The sequence below is a fragment of the Shewanella pneumatophori genome, from assembly GCF_023283895.1.
In the GTDB taxonomy this organism is placed as follows: Bacteria; Pseudomonadota; Gammaproteobacteria; order Enterobacterales; family Shewanellaceae; genus Shewanella; species Shewanella pneumatophori.
In genome coordinates this window covers 1-18,065 of record NZ_JAKILB010000009.1, presented here as the reverse complement: position 1 = coordinate 18,065, position 18,065 = coordinate 1, and the positions used below count along the sequence as shown (strand labels likewise).

General features: G+C 41.5%; 17 protein-coding genes and 2 tRNA genes. 14 read left to right on the top strand and 5 right to left on the bottom strand.

The window, feature by feature from the left end; translation table 11 throughout:
* Positions 1-57: 57 nt before the first annotated feature.
* The 3 genes from L2740_RS14515 to purM all read right to left on the bottom strand — a co-directional run bounded on the left by L2740_RS14515 (position 58) and on the right by purM (position 2,957).
* Positions 58-957: a class I SAM-dependent methyltransferase gene (locus L2740_RS14515; RefSeq protein WP_248950853.1), complete on the bottom strand. Its 900-nt coding sequence runs from the start codon at positions 955-957 to the stop codon at positions 58-60.
* Positions 958-1,272: 315 nt separating this feature from the next.
* A complete protein-coding gene (gene purN, locus L2740_RS14510) occupies positions 1,273-1,917 on the bottom strand; it encodes a phosphoribosylglycinamide formyltransferase (protein ID WP_248950852.1) in 645 nt (214 codons plus the stop codon).
* Entirely contained in the window at positions 1,917-2,957 is a 1,041-nt protein-coding gene (gene purM / locus L2740_RS14505; RefSeq protein WP_248950851.1) for a phosphoribosylformylglycinamidine cyclo-ligase, read from the bottom strand. The genes purN and purM overlap by 1 nt, the downstream gene beginning before the upstream one ends.
* A 220-nt stretch (positions 2,958-3,177) precedes the next feature.
* On the opposite strand from purM, the gene upp reads away from it, so the two are divergent.
* On the top strand, positions 3,178-3,804 hold the full coding sequence (upp, locus tag L2740_RS14500; protein WP_248950850.1) for a uracil phosphoribosyltransferase: 627 nt from the start codon (positions 3,178-3,180) through the stop codon (positions 3,802-3,804).
* A 128-nt stretch (positions 3,805-3,932) separates the two neighbouring features.
* Here the strand turns inward: upp and L2740_RS14495 are convergent, their stop codons facing one another.
* Positions 3,933-5,252, bottom strand: coding sequence for a Na+/H+ antiporter family protein (locus L2740_RS14495; protein WP_248950849.1), 1,320 nt, complete (start codon positions 5,250-5,252; stop codon positions 3,933-3,935).
* A gap of 317 nt (positions 5,253-5,569) precedes the next feature.
* Here L2740_RS14495 and L2740_RS14490 point away from each other — a divergent pair, with 317 nt between their 5' ends.
* Complete coding sequence (locus L2740_RS14490; protein WP_028767332.1) at positions 5,570-6,175, top strand: peroxiredoxin; 606 nt, start codon at positions 5,570-5,572, stop codon at positions 6,173-6,175.
* A 141-nt stretch (positions 6,176-6,316) separates the two neighbouring features.
* On the top strand, positions 6,317-7,333 hold the full coding sequence (locus tag L2740_RS14485) for a DUF3137 domain-containing protein (RefSeq protein WP_248950848.1): 1,017 nt from the start codon (positions 6,317-6,319) through the stop codon (positions 7,331-7,333).
* Between the two features lie 178 nt (positions 7,334-7,511).
* Here L2740_RS14485 and rnt read toward each other — a convergent pair whose 3' ends face one another.
* A complete protein-coding gene (gene rnt / locus L2740_RS14480) occupies positions 7,512-8,234 on the bottom strand; it encodes a ribonuclease T (protein WP_248950847.1) in 723 nt (240 codons plus the stop codon).
* A 140-nt stretch (positions 8,235-8,374) separates the two neighbouring features.
* Between rnt and L2740_RS14475 the strand changes: the two genes are divergently transcribed.
* The 11 genes from L2740_RS14475 (at position 8,375) to L2740_RS14425 (ending at position 18,044) form a co-directional block, all read left to right on the top strand.
* The gene (locus L2740_RS14475; protein ID WP_248950846.1) at positions 8,375-9,244 is read left to right on the top strand and encodes a flagellar protein MotY; all 870 of its coding nucleotides are present in this window, start codon (positions 8,375-8,377) and stop codon (positions 9,242-9,244) included.
* A 676-nt stretch (positions 9,245-9,920) separates the two neighbouring features.
* Positions 9,921-12,074 (top strand): prolyl oligopeptidase family serine peptidase, encoded by a 2,154-nt coding sequence (locus L2740_RS14470; protein ID WP_248950845.1) that lies wholly within the window; start codon positions 9,921-9,923, stop codon positions 12,072-12,074.
* Between the two features lie 485 nt (positions 12,075-12,559).
* A complete protein-coding gene (gene ybgC, locus L2740_RS14465; protein WP_248471330.1) occupies positions 12,560-12,958 on the top strand; it encodes a tol-pal system-associated acyl-CoA thioesterase in 399 nt (132 codons plus the stop codon).
* A complete protein-coding gene (gene tolQ / locus L2740_RS14460) occupies positions 12,948-13,637 on the top strand; it encodes a protein TolQ (protein ID WP_248471331.1) in 690 nt (229 codons plus the stop codon). The genes ybgC and tolQ overlap by 11 nt, the downstream gene beginning before the upstream one ends.
* Positions 13,637-14,074: a protein TolR gene (tolR, locus tag L2740_RS14455; RefSeq protein ID WP_248950844.1), complete on the top strand. Its 438-nt coding sequence runs from the start codon at positions 13,637-13,639 to the stop codon at positions 14,072-14,074. The genes tolQ and tolR overlap by 1 nt, the downstream gene beginning before the upstream one ends.
* Positions 14,075-15,010, top strand: a complete 936-nt coding sequence (tolA, locus tag L2740_RS14450; protein ID WP_248950843.1) for a cell envelope integrity protein TolA — start codon at positions 14,075-14,077, stop codon at positions 15,008-15,010. It begins immediately after the preceding gene.
* 9 nt (positions 15,011-15,019) lie between these two features.
* Positions 15,020-16,342 carry a Tol-Pal system beta propeller repeat protein TolB gene (gene tolB / locus L2740_RS14445; protein ID WP_248950842.1) on the top strand — a complete coding sequence of 441 codons (1,323 nt, stop codon included), beginning with the start codon at positions 15,020-15,022 and terminating at the stop codon, positions 16,340-16,342.
* A gap of 23 nt (positions 16,343-16,365) precedes the next feature.
* Positions 16,366-16,905: a peptidoglycan-associated lipoprotein Pal gene (gene pal / locus L2740_RS14440; RefSeq protein ID WP_248471335.1), complete on the top strand. Its 540-nt coding sequence runs from the start codon at positions 16,366-16,368 to the stop codon at positions 16,903-16,905.
* A gap of 22 nt (positions 16,906-16,927) precedes the next feature.
* On the top strand, positions 16,928-17,656 hold the full coding sequence (ybgF, locus tag L2740_RS14435; RefSeq protein WP_248950841.1) for a tol-pal system protein YbgF: 729 nt from the start codon (positions 16,928-16,930) through the stop codon (positions 17,654-17,656).
* Positions 17,657-17,849: 193 nt separating this feature from the next.
* Positions 17,850-17,925 (top strand) — tRNA-Lys (locus tag L2740_RS14430).
* A 43-nt stretch (positions 17,926-17,968) separates the two neighbouring features.
* Positions 17,969-18,044, top strand: a tRNA-Lys gene (locus tag L2740_RS14425).
* Positions 18,045-18,065 lie beyond the last annotated feature (21 nt).

Genomic DNA, 18,065 nt, shown 5'->3' with positions numbered 1-18,065 from the left:
AAGTAAAAAGGCCACTTGTTATTGTTTTAACAAGTGGCCTTTTTATAGTGTTTAACTTTAGTCTTTTACCGTTTCAGGAAACTTACTAGCAAATATTCCGTTTTCAATTCTTAAACATGGAATATCACCAATAATAGGGTAGGCGACTAATGCCTCTTGACTAAAAAAAGCATTATTGATCTGTGTTATCGGTGTTTTAAATTTTGGGCAAGCAAACACATTGTCTGGTAATTCTGTATTGCTTTGTTTAGAAATAATTGTCAAAGCAGTAGGGTTTAGCGGGTTCGCTGAGGATGAGAACAGCTGATGTTTGATAACATCGTAACCTAGTGATTTAGCAATTGTTGGTAAGTTTTTGCAGTAACCATGGGAATCCATTCGTTGGCGTATTTCTTCGTTTGATAATTCGTAACCAGGTTCAAGTAAAATTAGGTATTTATTGGTAACACGATAGAGCTCTTTAAGGATCGCTTCTTCGTTTCCACCATTTGGCTCAATTGAGTGTGATGTATAAACTATATCAATAGCATTATCGATAAATGGCATATTAAAAAGGTCGCCAGTACATAATGTGGTGTTAGTTACACCTTGGCTCAGCAACCATTCTTTAGCATAGGCGACTCTCGACCAGCTCAAATCAAAGCCGTAGCTTTTTATTGGTTTGTTTAAACTTTTAATAACTCCTGAAAGGGTTGTCGCTTCACCAACACCTGCTTCTAGTATTGATTTAGGATCACACAAAGAAAGTATGACATTGGCTATTTCTGCAGAATATTCGGCTTTATGCTTTGCCATTGCTTCACTTTTCATCGCTTCAGTATACGAACCCGTTTGCATGTCATAGGAGATTTCTATGATTTCCGGAGTATTATGATCGACATTGAGCTCTTTTCGTAACAAGGCACTGATATTTTGCCCTTGAGCATATAATTTTTCTAATTCTTTGGGTGTAATCATATTTGTACCGTTACTTGCCTTTAAAAATTACTAATATTGGTATGAGTTAGTCGCATAATATTGTGTAGAGTAACAAAAATAGCCTTACTAACATACTGATGTAATACGTTTGTTCTGGCTATTATTAATAGAAATGAGATTAGGTTTGGCGCAAGGAAAATAGTGCTTAGCTTGCAAGCGCAAGAAGTCGAGTGCTGAAATAAAAAGTATTATGTAAAGGGGCTGTTATTTTAAGAGTTATTGTGGTTGTTTGGTTTGCATGAATGCCTAAATAAAAAAGGGTACCCTAGGGTACCCTTTAACATCTTGCGCTGACTAGTCAGCAGCATAACCATCGGCAGGTAATAGCTGACCATCTAATTGAGCGGCGCCATCTAGCATGGTTAAGCGATTCTGGCTGAACCATTTAACGACTAGCGGATATATAGCGTGCTCTTGTTCATGGACACGTACCGCCAATGAATCTGCTGTATCGTCTTCATAAACTGGCACTTTTGCTTGTAAGATAACAGGTCCAGCATCGAGCTCTGGCGTAACAAAATGTACGCTTGCGCCGTGCTCTGTATCTTTTGCATCAATGGCACGTTGGTGTGTGTGTAGCCCTGTATATTTAGGCAAGAGAGAAGGGTGGATGTTAACCATTTTTCCTTCAAAGCGCTCAACAAACTCATCGCTTAAAATACGCATAAAGCCTGCTAGTACCACTAAGTCGGGTTGATATTTTTCAATCGCACTTAATAGTCTTGCGTCATACTCTTGTCTTGTTTCGCCGGTATGAGCTATCACGCAGCTGGTATCAATCTCATTTTGGTGAGCACGGATCAAACCGTAGGCGTCAGGCTTATTACTTATTACGCCAACAACTTCGGCTTGAAGGTTATCATCGCAACCATCGATAATGGCTTGTAGATTACTGCCATTACCTGAAATTAATACTAAAACGCGACAACTCTGGGGCATTACAGGATCTCCACTTGCTCTTCTTCGCCGTTACGCTTGGCAATGCTACCGATTAACCATGCGTTTTCGCCTTCTGCATTTAGCAGGGTTAAGGCTGAATCGACTTTGTCTGCTGGTAGGGCAACAACCATACCAACACCACAGTTGAAGGTGCGGTACATTTCAAATTGTGAAATGTTGCCGTTTTCCATCAACCAGTTAAATACGACTGGCCATTGCCATGAGTCGCTGTTAACCACTGCTTTGCAATCTTCAGGTAGTACACGTGGGATATTTTCCCAGAATCCACCACCAGTAATATGCGACATTGCGTGAACATCATGCTCTTCAAGCAATTTAAGTAATGATTTAACGTAAATCTTTGTAGGTTCGAGTAAATGGTCGATCAGTGGCTTACCTGCAAGCTCTTGCTCAGGATCAGCCTTGCTCACTTCTAATACCTTACGGATAAGTGAGAAACCATTTGAATGAGGACCGCTTGAAGCTAATGCGATTAGGGCATCACCATCTTGCACTTTAGTGCCGTCGATGATTTCTTCTTTCTCTACAACACCAACGCAGAAACCTGCAAGGTCGTAGTCTTCGCCTTCGTACATGCCTGGCATTTCAGCTGTTTCGCCGCCGATTAATGCACAGCCAGATTGTACACAGCCTTCAGCAATACCTTTAACTACGGCTGTAGCAACTTCAACATCAAGTTTGCCAGTTGCATAGTAGTCAAGGAAGAACAGTGGCTCTGCACCTGCAACGATTAAATCGTTTGAACACATTGCAACTAAATCAACACCAACGTTATCGTGCTTTTTGTAGTCGATAGCAAGGCGTAGCTTGGTACCAACGCCATCAGTACCAGAAACCAGTACTGGATGCTTATACTTAGTTGGTAGCTCACAAAGTGCACCAAAACCACCTAGATTGCCCATAACTTCTGGACGGCGGGTACGTTTTACTGCTGACTTGATGTTGTTAACTAGTGCATTTCCGGCATCAATATCAACGCCTGCATCTTTATAGCTTAGTGGGGTAGTAGGAGTGCTCACGGAGATCCTCTCGGGTACGGGTATAGATTATTATTGGATTTTACGCGGCGCTATTCTATCAGCTTGTGACTAGCGTCGAAAGCTAAGTTTTTCAATTAACTTAGCGACAGAGGTCACGATTTACCGCCTTTTTGAAACTTTAAGTTTTCCTATATGAACAAATCTACTAGAATCGTTAAAATTTACCGTGAAAAATACGTTAGAAAATCAGGAGAACAAGATGAAAGTCGTTGAAGTTAAGCACCCTTTAGTCCGTCATAAAATTGGATTAATGCGCGAAGGTGATATTAGCACGAAGCGTTTTCGCGAATTAGCGGCAGAAGTAGGCAGTCTACTAACATATGAAGCAACGGCTGATTTTGAAACTGAAAAAGTAACGATTGATGGTTGGAATGGTCCGGTTGAAATTGATCAGATCAAAGGTAAGAAGGTTACTGTAGTGCCAATCTTACGTGCTGGTCTTGGTATGATGGATGGCGTGCTTGAGCACGTTCCAAGTGCTCGTATCTCTGTTGTTGGTATTTACCGTGATGAAGAGACACTTGAGCCAGTGCCTTACTTTGAAAAGCTAGCTAGCGACATGCCATCACGTATTGCGCTAATTGTTGATCCAATGCTTGCTACTGGCGGCTCAATGATTGCTACTATCGATCTATTAAAAGAGCGTGGCTGTACAGCGATTAAAGCGCTGGTACTTGTAGCTGCTCCTGAAGGTATTGCTGCACTTGAAAAAGCGCACCCTGATATCGAACTATTCACTGCATCAATTGACGATTGCTTAAACGAGCAAGGTTACATTCTGCCAGGTCTTGGCGATGCAGGTGATAAAATTTTTGGTACTAAGTAAGTACTGATATTGTCAAAAGTTACGGCGGTTTGAGTTTCAGTTAATTAAATCACCGAGCATTAAAAAGGAGCCTAATGGCTCCTTTTTTGTTCTCATTTTTCTAGGACCTTAAATACCCAAGCCTAGACCTACAGCACCATAGCGGCTATCCAGCCAAATACTAACAATGGAATGTTGTAGTGAATAAAGGTTGGAATAACGCTGTCCTTCATATGATCGTGTTGGCCGTCGGCATTTAGACCCGCTGTTGGGCCAAGTGTTGATTCAGATGCTGGCGAGCCTGCGTCACCAAGCGCAGCAGCAGTACCAACAAGGGCAATGGTTGCTTCAACAGAGAAGCCAAAGCTGATTGCTAAAGGTACATAAATTGCTGCAATAATTGGAATGGTCGAAAACGATGAGCCAATTCCCATAGTGATCAACAAACCAACTAGCAGCATTAAAAATGCAGCCAAGGCTTTATTATCGCCAATCGCGCTATTCATCATTTCAACTAAGCTACCGACATCGCCTGTACCTTTAATCACAGCGGCAAAACCTGCGGCTGAAATCATGATAAAGCCAATGTTGGCCATCATGCGCACACCTTGGTTGAAGATGTCTTGGTCGGCAACATGTTTAAGTGCTCCAGAAAAACTGAATACGATAAAGCCGATAAGCGCACCAAAAATCATAGAACCTGTATAAAGCTGCACGACTAAAGTCGCGACAACCGCGATGGCTGCGATGATGATGTTGCGCTTATTTACGCCTTCTTCAGGCTCTGCAGCTAAGATCTGTTCTTCCTGGTATTCACGAGGCTTACGGTAACTGATAAAAATAGCCACTAATAAGCCAAAAACCATACCAAGGGCTGGAATAACCATAGCTGGGGCGACTTGGGCCTTCACTGCTTGTAGATCGTTGCTATTTAAGTTGGTTAGCAAGATGTCGTATAGGAAGATGCCACCAAAGCCTACAGGTAATACCATATAAGTTGTGACCAAACCAAAAGTAAGCACGCAGGCAACTAAGCGGCGGTCCATTTTTAATTTAGACATTACATGCAGTAACGGTGGAATTAAAATCGGAATAAAGGCGATATGGATCGGTAGAATATTCTGAGAAGAGATAGCCATAGCAAGGATGGTTAATAACAATACCCAACGCACGCGATTGTTATTGGTACTATTTTGCTCTTTGCCTAACAAGCTAATGACTTTATTAGAAATTACCGTCGTAAGGCCTGAATGCGATAGCGCAACGGCAAAAGCGCCGAGTAGCGCATAGCTTAAAGCTATTTGTGCGCCGCCACCAAGACCTGTATTAAAAGCTGCAACGGTTTGATGTAGGTCCATTCCCCCCACGAGGCCTGCAACTAGTGCGGAGATAGTTAGCGCAATAACAATATTAACTCTAGCTAAGCTGAGGCCTAACATTAGGCATACAGCGATGACAACAGCATTCATAATGTGATTAATCTATTTCTTATATTTGAAGTTGTGTCCATTTTTGCCCGTTAATAGCTGCGATGTCCAGCATCTATGCTGTATATCTTGAATTCAAACAGAGTTGTGAATTAGCTGTAGCTTAATATGCAAACAAACTGTGAATATCAATACCTAAAGTAAGGTCAAGCTGGCGGCTTAGTGGCCAGTTAACAGAATAATCATTTAAAAAAGTGATATTGCTCTCAAATAGCTTGTATAGAGTTTAACACTGCCTATAATGCCTTTTAGATTTAAACGAGACAGCGTTTTTAGCAATCCATAGATGGAGAAATAAAATGAGCGTATTAGTCGGCCGTCCGGCCCCTGATTTTACTGCTGCTGCAGTACTAGGTAATGGTGAAATTGTTGATACCTTTAACCTATCTGAAGCAATTAAAGGAAAGACTGCCGTAGTATTCTTCTACCCACTTGATTTCACTTTCGTGTGCCCATCAGAGCTGATTGCTTTTGATCACCGCATGGATGAGTTCAAGAAGCGTGGCGTTGAAGTTATCGGTGTTTCAATCGATTCTCAGTTCACTCACAATGCATGGCGTAACACGCCAGTAGACAAAGGTGGTATTGGCCAAGTTCAATACACACTAGTTGCTGACGTTAAGCATGAAATCTGTAAAGCTTACGATGTAGAGCATCCAGAAGCTGGTGTTGCATTCCGTGGCTCATTCCTAATCGACAAAGAAGGTCAAGTTCGCCACCAAGTCGTTAACGATTTACCTCTAGGTCGTAACGTTGATGAAATGATCCGTATGGTTGATGCGCTTCAATTCCATGAAGATCACGGTGACGTTTGCCCAGCAGGTTGGGAAAAAGGTGACAAAGGTATGGACGCTAGCCCAGAAGGCGTAGCTTCTTACCTAACTGATAATGCTGACTCGCTATAATTATTAAGTTGTAGTTAGTATTAGCATAATAAAAGCTGCGTCTATCGCAGCTTTTTTGTATGAAAAAATCGTCTAATAACAAAAATTACCGCTAAAAAGCAGAACTGGATTTCTGCAGGACTAATACATTAAGGACATTGTATGAACCCCATGGAGTTTAATATTCCAGCCGACGACAAACATTCGTTTGCCGAATATTTCCAACAACACATAGAGCCTAAATGGCGTCGCTATGAAGCCAAGCGTATTCCTATTGTTGCTAAATACCAACAGCGCAGAAAAATTAGTCAGCCAATATCTTATATTGCCATGTTTGCTGGGCTGTTTGGTTTTGCAGGTATTTTTTATGCTTTAGCCATTGCTAATGATGATGCCTTTTTTCTTGTAGGTGGTTTGATGTTGTTTGTTGTGGCAATGATTGTAGGTGTTGCCGTTAATTTTTGGGCAGGTAGTGAAACCTTTAAGTTTCGTGACGGCGTGATTAAAGTCATTCATCCGCTTGTGCTGCGCTATTTTGGTGAAAGCTTTATGCTTAATCCTAAAAATCTACCAGAGATTAAAGCGTACCAGCGATATGGCATTTTGCCCAAATACGATAGAGGTTACTTTCAAGATAGTGTTAAAGGTGAATATAAAGACGTGGCTTTTCTGGTTCGCGAACTTAATTTATCTGTAGCTAATGGCACTGAAGATAATAAAACGAAATATAAAACAATTTTCGACGGTATTGTTATTGAGTTTGATACCTTTAAAAAGTTTAATGGTGAAACTCAGGTGAGGCTAGATAAGGGCACTTTAGGTAATAAATACCAGGCTTTTAAACAGGATTTATCTCGGGTTAAGCTTGAGGATGTAAACTTTGAGCGTCAATTTGAGGTGTATAGCAGCGATCAAGTTGAAGCACGATATTTGTTAACCCCAACGACCATGGCGCGCTTTCAGTCATTATCCAACTTTTACGGTTCGCAGCTTGAAGCCTGTTTTAAAGACGGCAAACTGTTTATGAAAATAGCCACTAAACATAATTATTTTGAATCTAAGTTAGACATTCTTAAGCCGTTGGACTTTAGTCATGATATTGAGCAGCTATTTAGAGAGCTTAACCAGATCTTTGCCTTAATTGATGCGTTAAAACTTGATGATAAGACCGGGCTTTAAAGTGGTTACGCAAAAGCTTAGAGGTTTGCATCACCAAGTATTGATTCAACTCAATACTGAATCAACATCGTAAACAAAAAGACGAAGATGGGTTATCTTCGTCTTTTTGTTTGTTAAAGAGTGATATTTAGCAGTGAGCTTTATTTGGCTGACGCTAAAATCAACTCACTTAAAGTGGTTAACTCAACTCGTCTGGAGCTGATGCTGCCTCTGTTGTTGCTTCTATAGGTGCAGTATCGACCTCATTGAGACTCTCATTGGTTTCATCTGCAATAAACGGCCAGCCGCCAAGTGCTTTCCAGCGGTTTACGATTAAACAAAATAGTTCTGCAGTGCGCTCAGTGTCATAAAGAGCTGAGTGTGCTTCACGGTTGTCAAAAGGGATCCCAGCCATCGAGCAGGCTTTAGCTAAAACCGTTTGTCCAATCGCTAAACCAGCAAGTGCAGCGGTATCGAATGTGGCAAATGGATGAAATGGAGTGCGTTTAAGGCCATTACGCTCAATCGCTTGAGTAACAAAGCCATGATCAAAAGCTGCATTGTGAGCAACGATTATACTGCGGTGGCAACCTACTGCTTTTTGCGCTTTTTTGACTTCTTTGAATATTTCCAAGAATGCTTCTTTTTCGCTAACAGCGCCACGCAGTGGATTGGTTGGATCTATGCCTGTGAATGCTAATGCTTCAGGTTCGAGGTTCGCACCTTCGAAAGGCTCGATATGGAAATGTAATGTCTTATCGAGACTGAGTACACCTTCCTCATCCATCTTTAGCATAGTGACAGCAATTTCTAATAGTGCGTCTGTTTTTGAGTTAAAACCCGCGGTTTCAACATCAATGACCACTGGGAAATACCCTCTAAAGCGGTTTTTCATTAAGTTAGGGTCGAAAGTGTCAGTCATTAAAATTTCCCAAAAATGTGCAAGTGACTATTATGCGGCAACTGATAATCACTGTCATGTTCGTTTGCTGAATTTATAGGCTAAAGAAAAATAATTCTTTGCCGATAAACAAGAGTGATATGAATTTAGAGAGTTAATTTATGCGGCTTTGGGTAATTTTAGCATCATTTTTGATCCTCCCTTTTTCTGCTAATGCAGACTTGAGGCAATATGTGGCTTCTTTGGAAGAGTCGCAGTGGCGTTTAAGTGGCAACAACCCTGTTATGTGCCGCTTAGAGCATGATATCCCTTCTTATGGCAAGGCGGTATTTACTAGCCGTGCAGGCAAAGATCATAACTTGAACTTTAGTTTGGAAATGTGGGTGAAACCCGATCAAGTCACTCAAGCTAAGTTGATTAGTATGGCACCAGCTTGGCGTCCAGGTGTGGTATCTAAAGATATTACTGAATTAACTTATCAAAAGTATTTTAGTGGTGAAGTGCCACGCAACGCAGCTTGGTCCATGTTGGCTGAATTAGAAAGCGGTATGCAACCTACTTTTTACTACGCTGACTGGTATAACGAATCAAATAAAGTGGCTGTAGGTTTATCAGCGGTTAACTTTAGACGCCAATATTCAGAATTTAAAGCCTGTTTATCGTCGCTATTACCATACTCTTTTGAGGACATCGCTCTTACAGTTCTCACCTATGAGTCTGGTGGTACAGAGTTAACACGCTATTCAAAATCGCAAATAGCGCGAGTGCAGGAATATTTAGCCTACGATAAGAACGTAGATTTAGTTTTGATTGATGCTTACACAGACAGTTATGGTGGCCGCAGTGCTAACATGCGAGTGTCAGAGCAACGAGCGGATTCGGTGAAAGAGTTCTTTGTTGCAAGTGGCATTGGCCAAAGCAGAATTCATACTATGGGGCATGGCGAGAAAAGACATGTAGCCTCGAATCAGACGATAGAAGAACGTTCTAGAAACCGCCGTGTGGTAATTAGAATTAGTAAGCCACTTTAGTGATTAAATACGATAAATAGCCTAGCGATAATGCTGGGCTTTTTTATGGGCGTTATTTAATTCTAGGATTTGAAACGTCAATTACTTATTAAGGTTAACTATAAGTTTTGGCGGCGATAGGGCAAAAAAAAGCCCGCTCACATGGTGAGCGGGCCGCAAAAATAAATCATTGCAATCAACAAATTGAAGGAAGGAAGTCAAGCATAAGAACCAGGGATATAACTTCCGTGGTAAACCACCAAAGTTTTAAAAGTTCTTGTTTCCATATCTGCTAGGCAGACACTTCCTGAAAACGAGACGAATTATAGAGTTGAGCGACTGGTCTGACAAACTAGAATTATTAGAGCTTGTCATTAGTTTTGCTAATGGTTAGGTTTGTAGCCTTTGCTGGTAAAAACAGCGTAAAGCTAGGTTGTTGTGGAGTTCGTCACATTTAAATCGGTATTTAGCATGATATTTTATTTATCTATGTTACTAACTTATTAACAGTTACTTAGCTTAGTGATTAAAAATAATCATTAAACAAATCTTTGCGATGAGATTTTTAAGTTTGTATAGTGCGTTTGCAGATAGACGTTAAGTTAGTAAAGGTAACAATAAGATTATCTAATTAGCTAAGTTTAACGACAACAACAGAACTCTTACTGTAAAAGAGTCAGTAAATCAGGGATAAATTATGCGAATTAAATCGATACTCACTAAAAAGCACTTATTAGCGGTGGGATTAGGTCTTGCGATTGTAGGTTGCCAGTCACAACCTCGCGTCGACAGCGGTGAAAGTGTTATTAGCGAAAATAATGGTGGCGTAGTAGAGACGATTCATGGAGTGCAAGTATCCGACCCGTATCGTTATCTTGAAGTTGAGTCAGAAAGAACCAAAAAATGGGTCAGTGAACAACAAAAGGCTGGTAATGCTTATTTAGCGAATATTGAGAACAAACAGGTAATTGTTGACCGTATTACTGAATTATGGAATTTCGAAAAAATTTCAGCGCCTTTTGAAAAAGGCACAAACACCTTTTATTACCGTAATAATGGTTTGCAGGCACAATCTGTTCTTTATGTGAAAAATGCACAGGACCAAGAAAAGATAGCACTTGATCCTAATAGCTTTTCTGATGATGGTACCGTCGCCTTATCTGGTGTGTCGGTAAGTGATGACGGTAAGACGTTAGCTTATGGTGTTTCGAAATCGGGCTCTGATTGGCAGGCTTGGCATTTTGTAGATGTGGCTAGCGGAAAGAAATTAGCTGACGAGTTAGATTGGATTAAATTCTCAAGTGCCGTGTGGAATAGTGACAATAGCGGTGTTTATTACGCACGTTATGACGCACCAGAAGGCGGGAATGCACTGGCTGATGTTAACTTTAATCAAAAAGTCTACTTCCATAAAATAGGTACGCCGCAAAGTGCTGACACGTTAGTCTATGAGCGCCCGCAAAATAAAGATTGGGGCTTTGGTATTGAAGTATCAGAAAAAGGTGACTACCTGCTGCTGTATATTTCTCAAGGTACCGACAGCCGTAACCGCTTCTTTTATAAGTCGCTTAAGGATCCAAAAGCTGAAGTTGTAGAGCTTATTCCTGATCTAGAAGCTGAATATAGCTTTATTGGCAATGACGATTCGGTTTTCTATTTCAAAACCGATTACAATGCACCGAATGGCAAAGTTATTGCCGTTGATGTGAATAACAGCGGCAAACAGAACTGGCAAACGATTATTCCTGAACTGAGTGATCCTATTAGCAATGTGGCAATTGTGAACGATCATCTTGTAGTGAGTTACTTGCATGATGTATTGGGGAAACTCACTATTTACAGCATGAATGGCGATAAACGCCAAGATGTGACGCTTCCTGGTAAAGGCAAGGTTGCAGGTCCATATGGCAAGCGCAGTAAAGATTACTTCTATTATGTGTTTAATAGTTACATCCAGCCGCAAACAACTTATAAGTTCGACTTTAAAACCGGTGAGTCAAGCGTTTACTCAAAACCAGATATCTCATTTGATCCAAATGATTACGCTTCAGAGCAAGTATTTTATACCAGTAAAGACGGTACAAAAGTACCTATGCTGATCTCTTATAAAAAGGGAATGAAAAAGGATGGTCAAAACCCAACATTGCTTTATGCCTATGGTGGTTTCGCTATTTCTATGACACCGCGTTTTAGTCCAGCAAATATTGCATGGATGGATATGGGTGGCGTTTACGCAGTACCTAACCTTCGTGGTGGTGCTGAGTACGGTGATAGTTGGCATAAAGCGGGTATGTTCGATAAAAAGCAGAACGTATTTGACGACTACTATGCAGCTGCAGAGTACTTAATTGATCAAAATTACACAAACTCTTCAAAGTTAGGTGCGTATGGCCGCAGTAATGGCGGTCTATTAATGGGAGCGGCAATTACCCAGCGCCCAGAGCTTTTTGCCGCAGTTTTGCCTGCTGTTGGCGTGCTTGATATGTTGCGTTTCCAAAAGTTCACAATCGGTTGGGCGTGGACAAGTGAATATGGTAGTGCAGATAACGCAGAGCAGTTCCCAGCGCTATATGCTTATTCGCCTTATCATAACCTTGAAGAAAGAGCTTATCCGGCAACGATGGTGATGACTGCCGACCATGATGATCGCGTTGTACCACTGCATAGCTTTAAATTTGGTGCATTAATGCAAGATAAGCAGCAAGGTGAAGCGCCTGTCATTATGCGTATCGAATCAAAAGCGGGTCACGGTGCAGGTAAGCCAACGTCAATGAAGATTGACGAGTTTGCCGATATTTACAGCTTCCTTTGGCATAACTTTGGTTTAACTGTGCCAGCTAAAATTAACTAGCGATTAGTCAGTATGTACTCGTAATAGAAAAGGAAGCTTCGGCTTCCTTTTTGTTTTAATGAAAGTGAATTGAGTCAGTATGCAACAAGTTCAATTTGATACGACTTAAAAGGTTTGTAAAAAACCTTCTGACAACCTTTTAGTTGCATCGCTTGGTAAACATTTTTCTTTAATTTGCTTTTAAACTCAGTTTGAATTTAGTTGCTCCGGATGATTGATAGCTTATTTATTTCTCGTGCCAGAGCTAGCTATATATTGATCCACGCAACTGATAAACATCGGTGAGTGTTAAAGAGTGAAATCCGACTCAATCTACCTTTGACCTGCTCAGCTGTCAGATTGGGCGCAAATGCAACAATCATTTAAGATGATTAACAAAATTTTATGAAGAAGCGCATTGCATATCACATATCACGATTCACAATTGCATAGTGGCTAGGTATAGTAGGCCTCTATTTTATCTTATCGATTGGCGATTATTGTTTATGTTTCGTTGGCCTATTTCGGTTTATTATGAAGATACAGATGCTGGTGGCGTTGTCTATCACTCAAACTATTTAAACTTTTTTGAGCGGGCTCGCACAGAATGGCTACGCGCTTTAGGTGTAAGCCAAACAGCGTTGCTAGCAGAAGACACAGCATTTGTAGTTAAAGGTGCAAAATTAGATTTTTGTAAAGCTGCACGCTTTGAACAGAACCTTATTGTAGAAACCAAGGTCATACAACTTAAGAAAGCGTCAATGGTGTTTGAGCAACGCCTTATCGACGAACAAGGTGTGGTGTATTGCGAAGCAGAAATTTTAGTTGCTTGTATCGCATTATCCCGCATGAGACCCAAAGCCATTCCCCAAAATATTGCGCAGGAGTTTAAAGGTGGAAGCTGATATTTCTTTTATTGGATTATTTTTACAAGCTAGTCTTTTAGTTAAATTTGTAATGTTAACTCTGCTTGGCCTATCAATTGTTTCTTGGGCAGTGATTTTACAACGTCGAAAATTACTGACTGCAGCAAAAACAGATGCGCTAAAGTTTGAAGACAAGTTTTGGTCGGGTGTTGATTTAAATAAGTTGTACCAAGAGTTATCAGCAAGACAAGACAGCAATACAGGCCTTGAAGCATTATTTGTCAGCGGCTTTAAAGAATACGCCCGTTTGAACAAATTAAATGGCCGTGTACCTGAAGCGGTAATGGATGGTAGCTACCGTGCGATGCGCGTGTCTTTATCTCGTGAACTAGAAAAGCTAGAGACTCATTTACCTTTACTCGCCACCATTGGCTCAACAAGCCCTTATATCGGCTTGTTTGGTACGGTGTGGGGGATCATGAACTCATTCATTGCCCTAGGCGCCGTTGAAAACGCAACGCTTGCAATGGTAGCGCCAGGTATCGCTGAAGCATTGATTGCAACTGCTATGGGTCTGTTTGCCGCTATTCCAGCTGTAATTGCCTATAACCGTTTTTCTACTCAAGTTGAAAAGATTGAAATGTCTTATGCCAACTTTATGGAAGAATTTTCAAGTATTTTGCACCGTCAAGCATATAGCGAGAAGGAACAGGCATAATGCATCAAGGCTACCAAAGGAAGCGCCGTCGTCCGGTTGCCGAAATTAACGTGGTGCCCTATATCGATGTGATGTTGGTACTGTTAATTATTTTTATGGTAACTGCACCGATTGTGGCCCAAGGGGTAAAAGTGGATTTACCACAGGGTGAAGCAGAGGCATTACCGGCTGATAGTAAACCACCTGTTGTTGCATCGATTGACGCTATGGGTGATTACTACCTTGATGTTGGCAGTTCGAGCGCAAAGGAAGTGTTAGAGCTAGAAGAAGTTGCAGTTAGGGTTGGTGCAATTATTCAGTTAGAGCCTGAGCGCCCAGTTGTAGTCAAAGCTGACCGTTCAATTCCTTACGAGAAAGTAATTCAGTTAATGGTGAGCTTACAAGGCGCTGGTGTTCCCTCAGTTGGCTTAATGACTGATTCGCCGGAGGATAAGTAATTGGCGGCTAAATCAGACTTAACCTTTCCGGTTATCATTTCAGCTGGTATTCATATTGGCGTGATAGTTATTCTTGCTTTAGGTGTGGATTTTTCTGATAAGCCAAAACCTCAGCCTCAAGCAAGTGCACCCGCTGTGCAAGCTGTAGTTGTTGATCAGCAAAAAGTCGCTCAACACGTTGAAAAGCTTAAGGCTGAAAAGCGTGAAGCTGAGCGAAAAGAAAAAGCACGTCAAGATGAAGCGGATAGACGTGTTCGTGAAGCGCGAAAAGAGCGTGAACGAGAGCAAGCGCAAATTAAGAAGCTTGAGCAAGAACGTAAGCAAAAAGAGATTGAAACCAAAAATGCAGCAGATGCGGCTAAAGCTGCTCAGTTGAAGCAAAAGCAGGAAAGAGAAAAGGCTGCTAAAGCTGAAGCTGAACGTAAGCAAAAAGAAGCCGAACGTAAAGCGTCTGAAGAAGCTGCTCGTAAAGCAGCTGAAAAACGTAAAGCTGAAGAAGCTGCAGCTAAAAAGGCTGAAGATGAGCGTAAACGAAAGGCTGAAGCTGAACGTAAACGTAAAGCCGAAGAACAAGCGAGACGTGAGCAGGAGCAAATGATGCAAGATGCATTAGCTGCCGAGCAAGCGGCGCTATCACAAACTCGTAATAAGCAGGTGATGAGCGAAGTTCAACGTTATACCTCGATGATCCGTGCAACGATTCAGCGTAATTTGGTTGTTGACGAGTCAATGCGGGGCAAGAGCTGTCGGGTGTTTATTCGTCTTGCAAATGATGGCTTTGTAACGGCAAGTCAGACCCTTGATGGTGACGGCGTTGTATGTCGAGCAACCAAGGCGGCTATCAATAAAGCCGGTAGATTGCCAGTTTCGAACGAGCCTGATGTTTATAACAAGCTAAAAGAAATTAATTTAACAGTTCAACCTGAGTTTGATTAAAGGAACCGTATGAAAATTTTTGGTAAATGGTTGCTAGCAAGTCTGTTTATTTGCAGCATGCCAGTAAAGGCTGCATTAGATATTGTGATTACTGAAGGGGTTGACGCGGCAAGGCCGATTGCTGTTATTCCGTTTGTTTGGCAAGGCACAGGGCCTATGCCATCGCAGATCTCTGATGTGGTAATGTCTGATTTAGCGCGCAGCGGTACGTTTAGTCCTGCAGATGAGTTGAGCTTACCGCAACGTAATATTAGTACGGTTGCGCAATTTAATGCGGCTGACTGGATGGCGCAACCAGTTGAAGCGGTTGTTATGGGCTCGATTAAGCCATACCCAGGTGATAAGTATCTTGTGAGTTTTGAGCTTATTGATTTGGTTAAAGCACAACTTCAATCAGATTCAGCGTCAAAGCAAGATCTTGTTATTGATAGCCGTGAAACCATTATTACTGCGGCGCAGTTCCGTCAATATGGCCACCGTATTAGTGATGTTGTGTACGAGAAGCTTACCGGGATCCGCGGTGCGTTCTTAACTCGCATCGCTTATGTTGTGGTTAATCATGGCGAAAAGTCACCTTATAAGTTAATGATTGCAGATTATGATGGTTACAACGAGCAGATGTTACTTCGCTCGCCAGAGCCACTAATGTCACCTTCTTGGTCGCCAGATGGCCAACGTTTGGCATACGTAAGCTTTGAAAATCGTAAAGCAGAAGTCTATGTGCAAAACATCTATACTCAACAACGTACTAAAGTAACCAGCTTTGACGGTATTAACGGCGCACCAGTATTTTCTCCGGATGGTAAAAAATTAGCACTAACATTGTCAAAAGACGGTCAACCAGAAGTGTACGTTGTTGATATTGCAACCAAGGCCATTAAGCGTGTAACGAATCATTACGCGATTGATACTGAGCCATCTTGGTTCCCTGATGGTAAATCACTGTTGATCACTTCTGAGCGTGGCGGTCGTCCGCAGCTATATCGTGTCTACTTAGATTCAGGTAAGATTTCACGCTTAACCTTTGAAGGTGAATGGAATCTTGGTGGTTCTATTGCACCTGATGGTCGCAGCATTATTTTTGTTAATCGCACTAACGGTAAATTTAATATTGCCCGTATGGATTTAGAAACTCGCTTTATGCAAGTGCTAACCAGTACGCGATTAGATGAATCACCAAGTGTGGCACCTAATGGCACTATGGTTATTTACGGAACTACCTACCAAGGCAAGCAAGTGTTAGCTGCGGTTTCTATGGATGGACGTTTTAAAGCAAGACTGCCAGTCGGGCAGGGTGAAGTTAAATCACCGTCTTGGTCACCATTTCTCTAACTATAAAGATTAAGGATTTTAAAATGGATCTGAATAAGCTATTTAAAGCGATGTTAGTCGTACTTCCAATTATGGCTATCAGCGCATGTAGCTCGACTTCTGAGTCAGAAACAGATGCAACGAGTTCAACTGAGTCATCTTCATCAAGTGAATATGCAAACAACGGCGTAGAAACTGGTGGCGTAGCACCTGTGCTGACTCCTGAAGAGCAACAACGCCTTAAGTATCAAGAGTTGAGAAAAGAACACATTATCTATTTCGATTTTGACCGTAGCTCTGTCTCTCAGCAATTTGCTGAAGTATTGAATGCTCATGGTGACTATTTAGTTGAGCATCCAAACGTGCGTGTAATGATTGAAGGTCATGCCGATGAGCGTGGTACACCTGAATATAACATTGCACTAGGTGAGCGCCGTGCAAAAGCAGTTGCTAAATATTTACAAGGTATGGGTGTACAACCTAGCCAAATGAGTATTGTTAGCTACGGTGAAGAGAAGCCAATGGATTTTTCTCGCAATGACGAAGGTTTTGCTAAAAACCGTCGTGCTGTACTTGTTTACTAATTTTTAGGTAAAGGTTTACCTTATGAAACATGCCGTTTTGTCTGCGGCAATAATCCTTGTTGCAGGTTCTGCTTATGCTGCGCCTGCGCCTGTTGAGGATATTGCTGGTGGCTCTACTGATGATAGAGTTGCTCGTCTTGAACGAGTTATTAAAGCTAAACAACAAAGTGAGTTTCAAATGCAGCAGCGTTTGGAGACTCTTCAGCAAGAAGTATTAGATCTTCGTGGTTTGAGTGAGCAGCAGTCTTACCAAATTGATCAGATGTTACAAAGACAGCGTCAGTTATACGAAGACATCGCGAATCTTTCAACTAAGGCCGCTGTGCCAGTCGTTGTAGAACAAACAACAGCATCTTCAACTGCAACATCTTCTAGCTTAGGTGAAACTGCAAGTTATGAGCAGGCTGTTAATTTAGTATTGAAAGATAAGAAGTATGAAGAAGCGATCCCAGCTTTTGCTCAGTTTATTCAAAACTACCCAAATTCAAGCTACGCTCCGAATGCAAATTATTGGTTAGGACAGTTACTTTATAATAAAAGTGAATTTGTTGGCGCAACGAAAGCTTTTACTACTGTTGTGGAAAAATATAAAGATTCAAGTAAGCGTGGCGAAAGTTTAGTCAAGCTTGGCATGATTGCAGAAAAAACCGGTGACAAGGCTAAAGCAAAGGCTTATTACCAAAAAGTTAGCCAGGAATATGCTAACAGTGCGGCAGCACGAATTGCATTGCAGCAACTTTCATCACTTTGATGTTGTTTTATTCGTAAAACAATCTCTTAGATTGTTTTTCAGGCAAACAAAGAAAAATGGGAAAATTGCGCTTGCATGGGAAACTGAAAAAGGTATTATAGGCGCCCTCAGAGCGACACAGTCGTTTGAGGGCAACTTAAGCTCCTAATTAGATATTCTAATTAGCGAGTAAAAGAAGTCGGTAATACCAGATGGGTCGTTAGCTCAGTCGGTAGAGCAGTTGGCTTTTAACCAATTGGTCGAAGGTTCGAATCCTTCACGACCCACCACTTTTTCTGCCAGTGGTTAAAGAAGTAGAAAGCAATACTAGATGGGTCGTTAGCTCAGTCGGTAGAGCAGTTGGCTTTTAACCAATTGGTCGAAGGTTCGAATCCTTCACGACCCACCACTTTTTCTGCAAGTGGTAAAA

Bases quoted from the DNA above. Each gene is read 5' to 3' on its own strand.
- rnt (WP_248950847.1), bottom strand. From the start codon at position 8,234: ATGACTGACACTTTCGACCCTAACTTAATGAAAAACCGCTTTAGAGGG.
- L2740_RS14515 (WP_248950853.1), bottom strand. From the start codon at position 957: ATGATTACACCCAAAGAATTAGAAAAATTATATGCTCAAGGGCAAAAT.
- L2740_RS14475 (WP_248950846.1), top strand. From the start codon at position 8,375: ATGCGGCTTTGGGTAATTTTAGCATCATTTTTGATCCTCCCTTTTTCT.
- tolR (WP_248950844.1), top strand. From the start codon at position 13,637: ATGCATCAAGGCTACCAAAGGAAGCGCCGTCGTCCGGTTGCCGAAATT.
- ybgC (WP_248471330.1), top strand. From the start codon at position 12,560: ATGTTTCGTTGGCCTATTTCGGTTTATTATGAAGATACAGATGCTGGT.
- tolB (WP_248950842.1), top strand. From the start codon at position 15,020: ATGAAAATTTTTGGTAAATGGTTGCTAGCAAGTCTGTTTATTTGCAGC.
- purN (WP_248950852.1), bottom strand. From the start codon at position 1,917: ATGCCCCAGAGTTGTCGCGTTTTAGTATTAATTTCAGGTAATGGCAGT.
- ybgF (WP_248950841.1), top strand. From the start codon at position 16,928: ATGAAACATGCCGTTTTGTCTGCGGCAATAATCCTTGTTGCAGGTTCT.
- L2740_RS14485 (WP_248950848.1), top strand. From the start codon at position 6,317: ATGAACCCCATGGAGTTTAATATTCCAGCCGACGACAAACATTCGTTT.
- L2740_RS14470 (WP_248950845.1), top strand. From the start codon at position 9,921: ATGCGAATTAAATCGATACTCACTAAAAAGCACTTATTAGCGGTGGGA.
- upp (WP_248950850.1), top strand. From the start codon at position 3,178: ATGAAAGTCGTTGAAGTTAAGCACCCTTTAGTCCGTCATAAAATTGGA.
- pal (WP_248471335.1), top strand. From the start codon at position 16,366: ATGGATCTGAATAAGCTATTTAAAGCGATGTTAGTCGTACTTCCAATT.
- L2740_RS14495 (WP_248950849.1), bottom strand. From the start codon at position 5,252: ATGAATGCTGTTGTCATCGCTGTATGCCTAATGTTAGGCCTCAGCTTA.
- L2740_RS14490 (WP_028767332.1), top strand. From the start codon at position 5,570: ATGAGCGTATTAGTCGGCCGTCCGGCCCCTGATTTTACTGCTGCTGCA.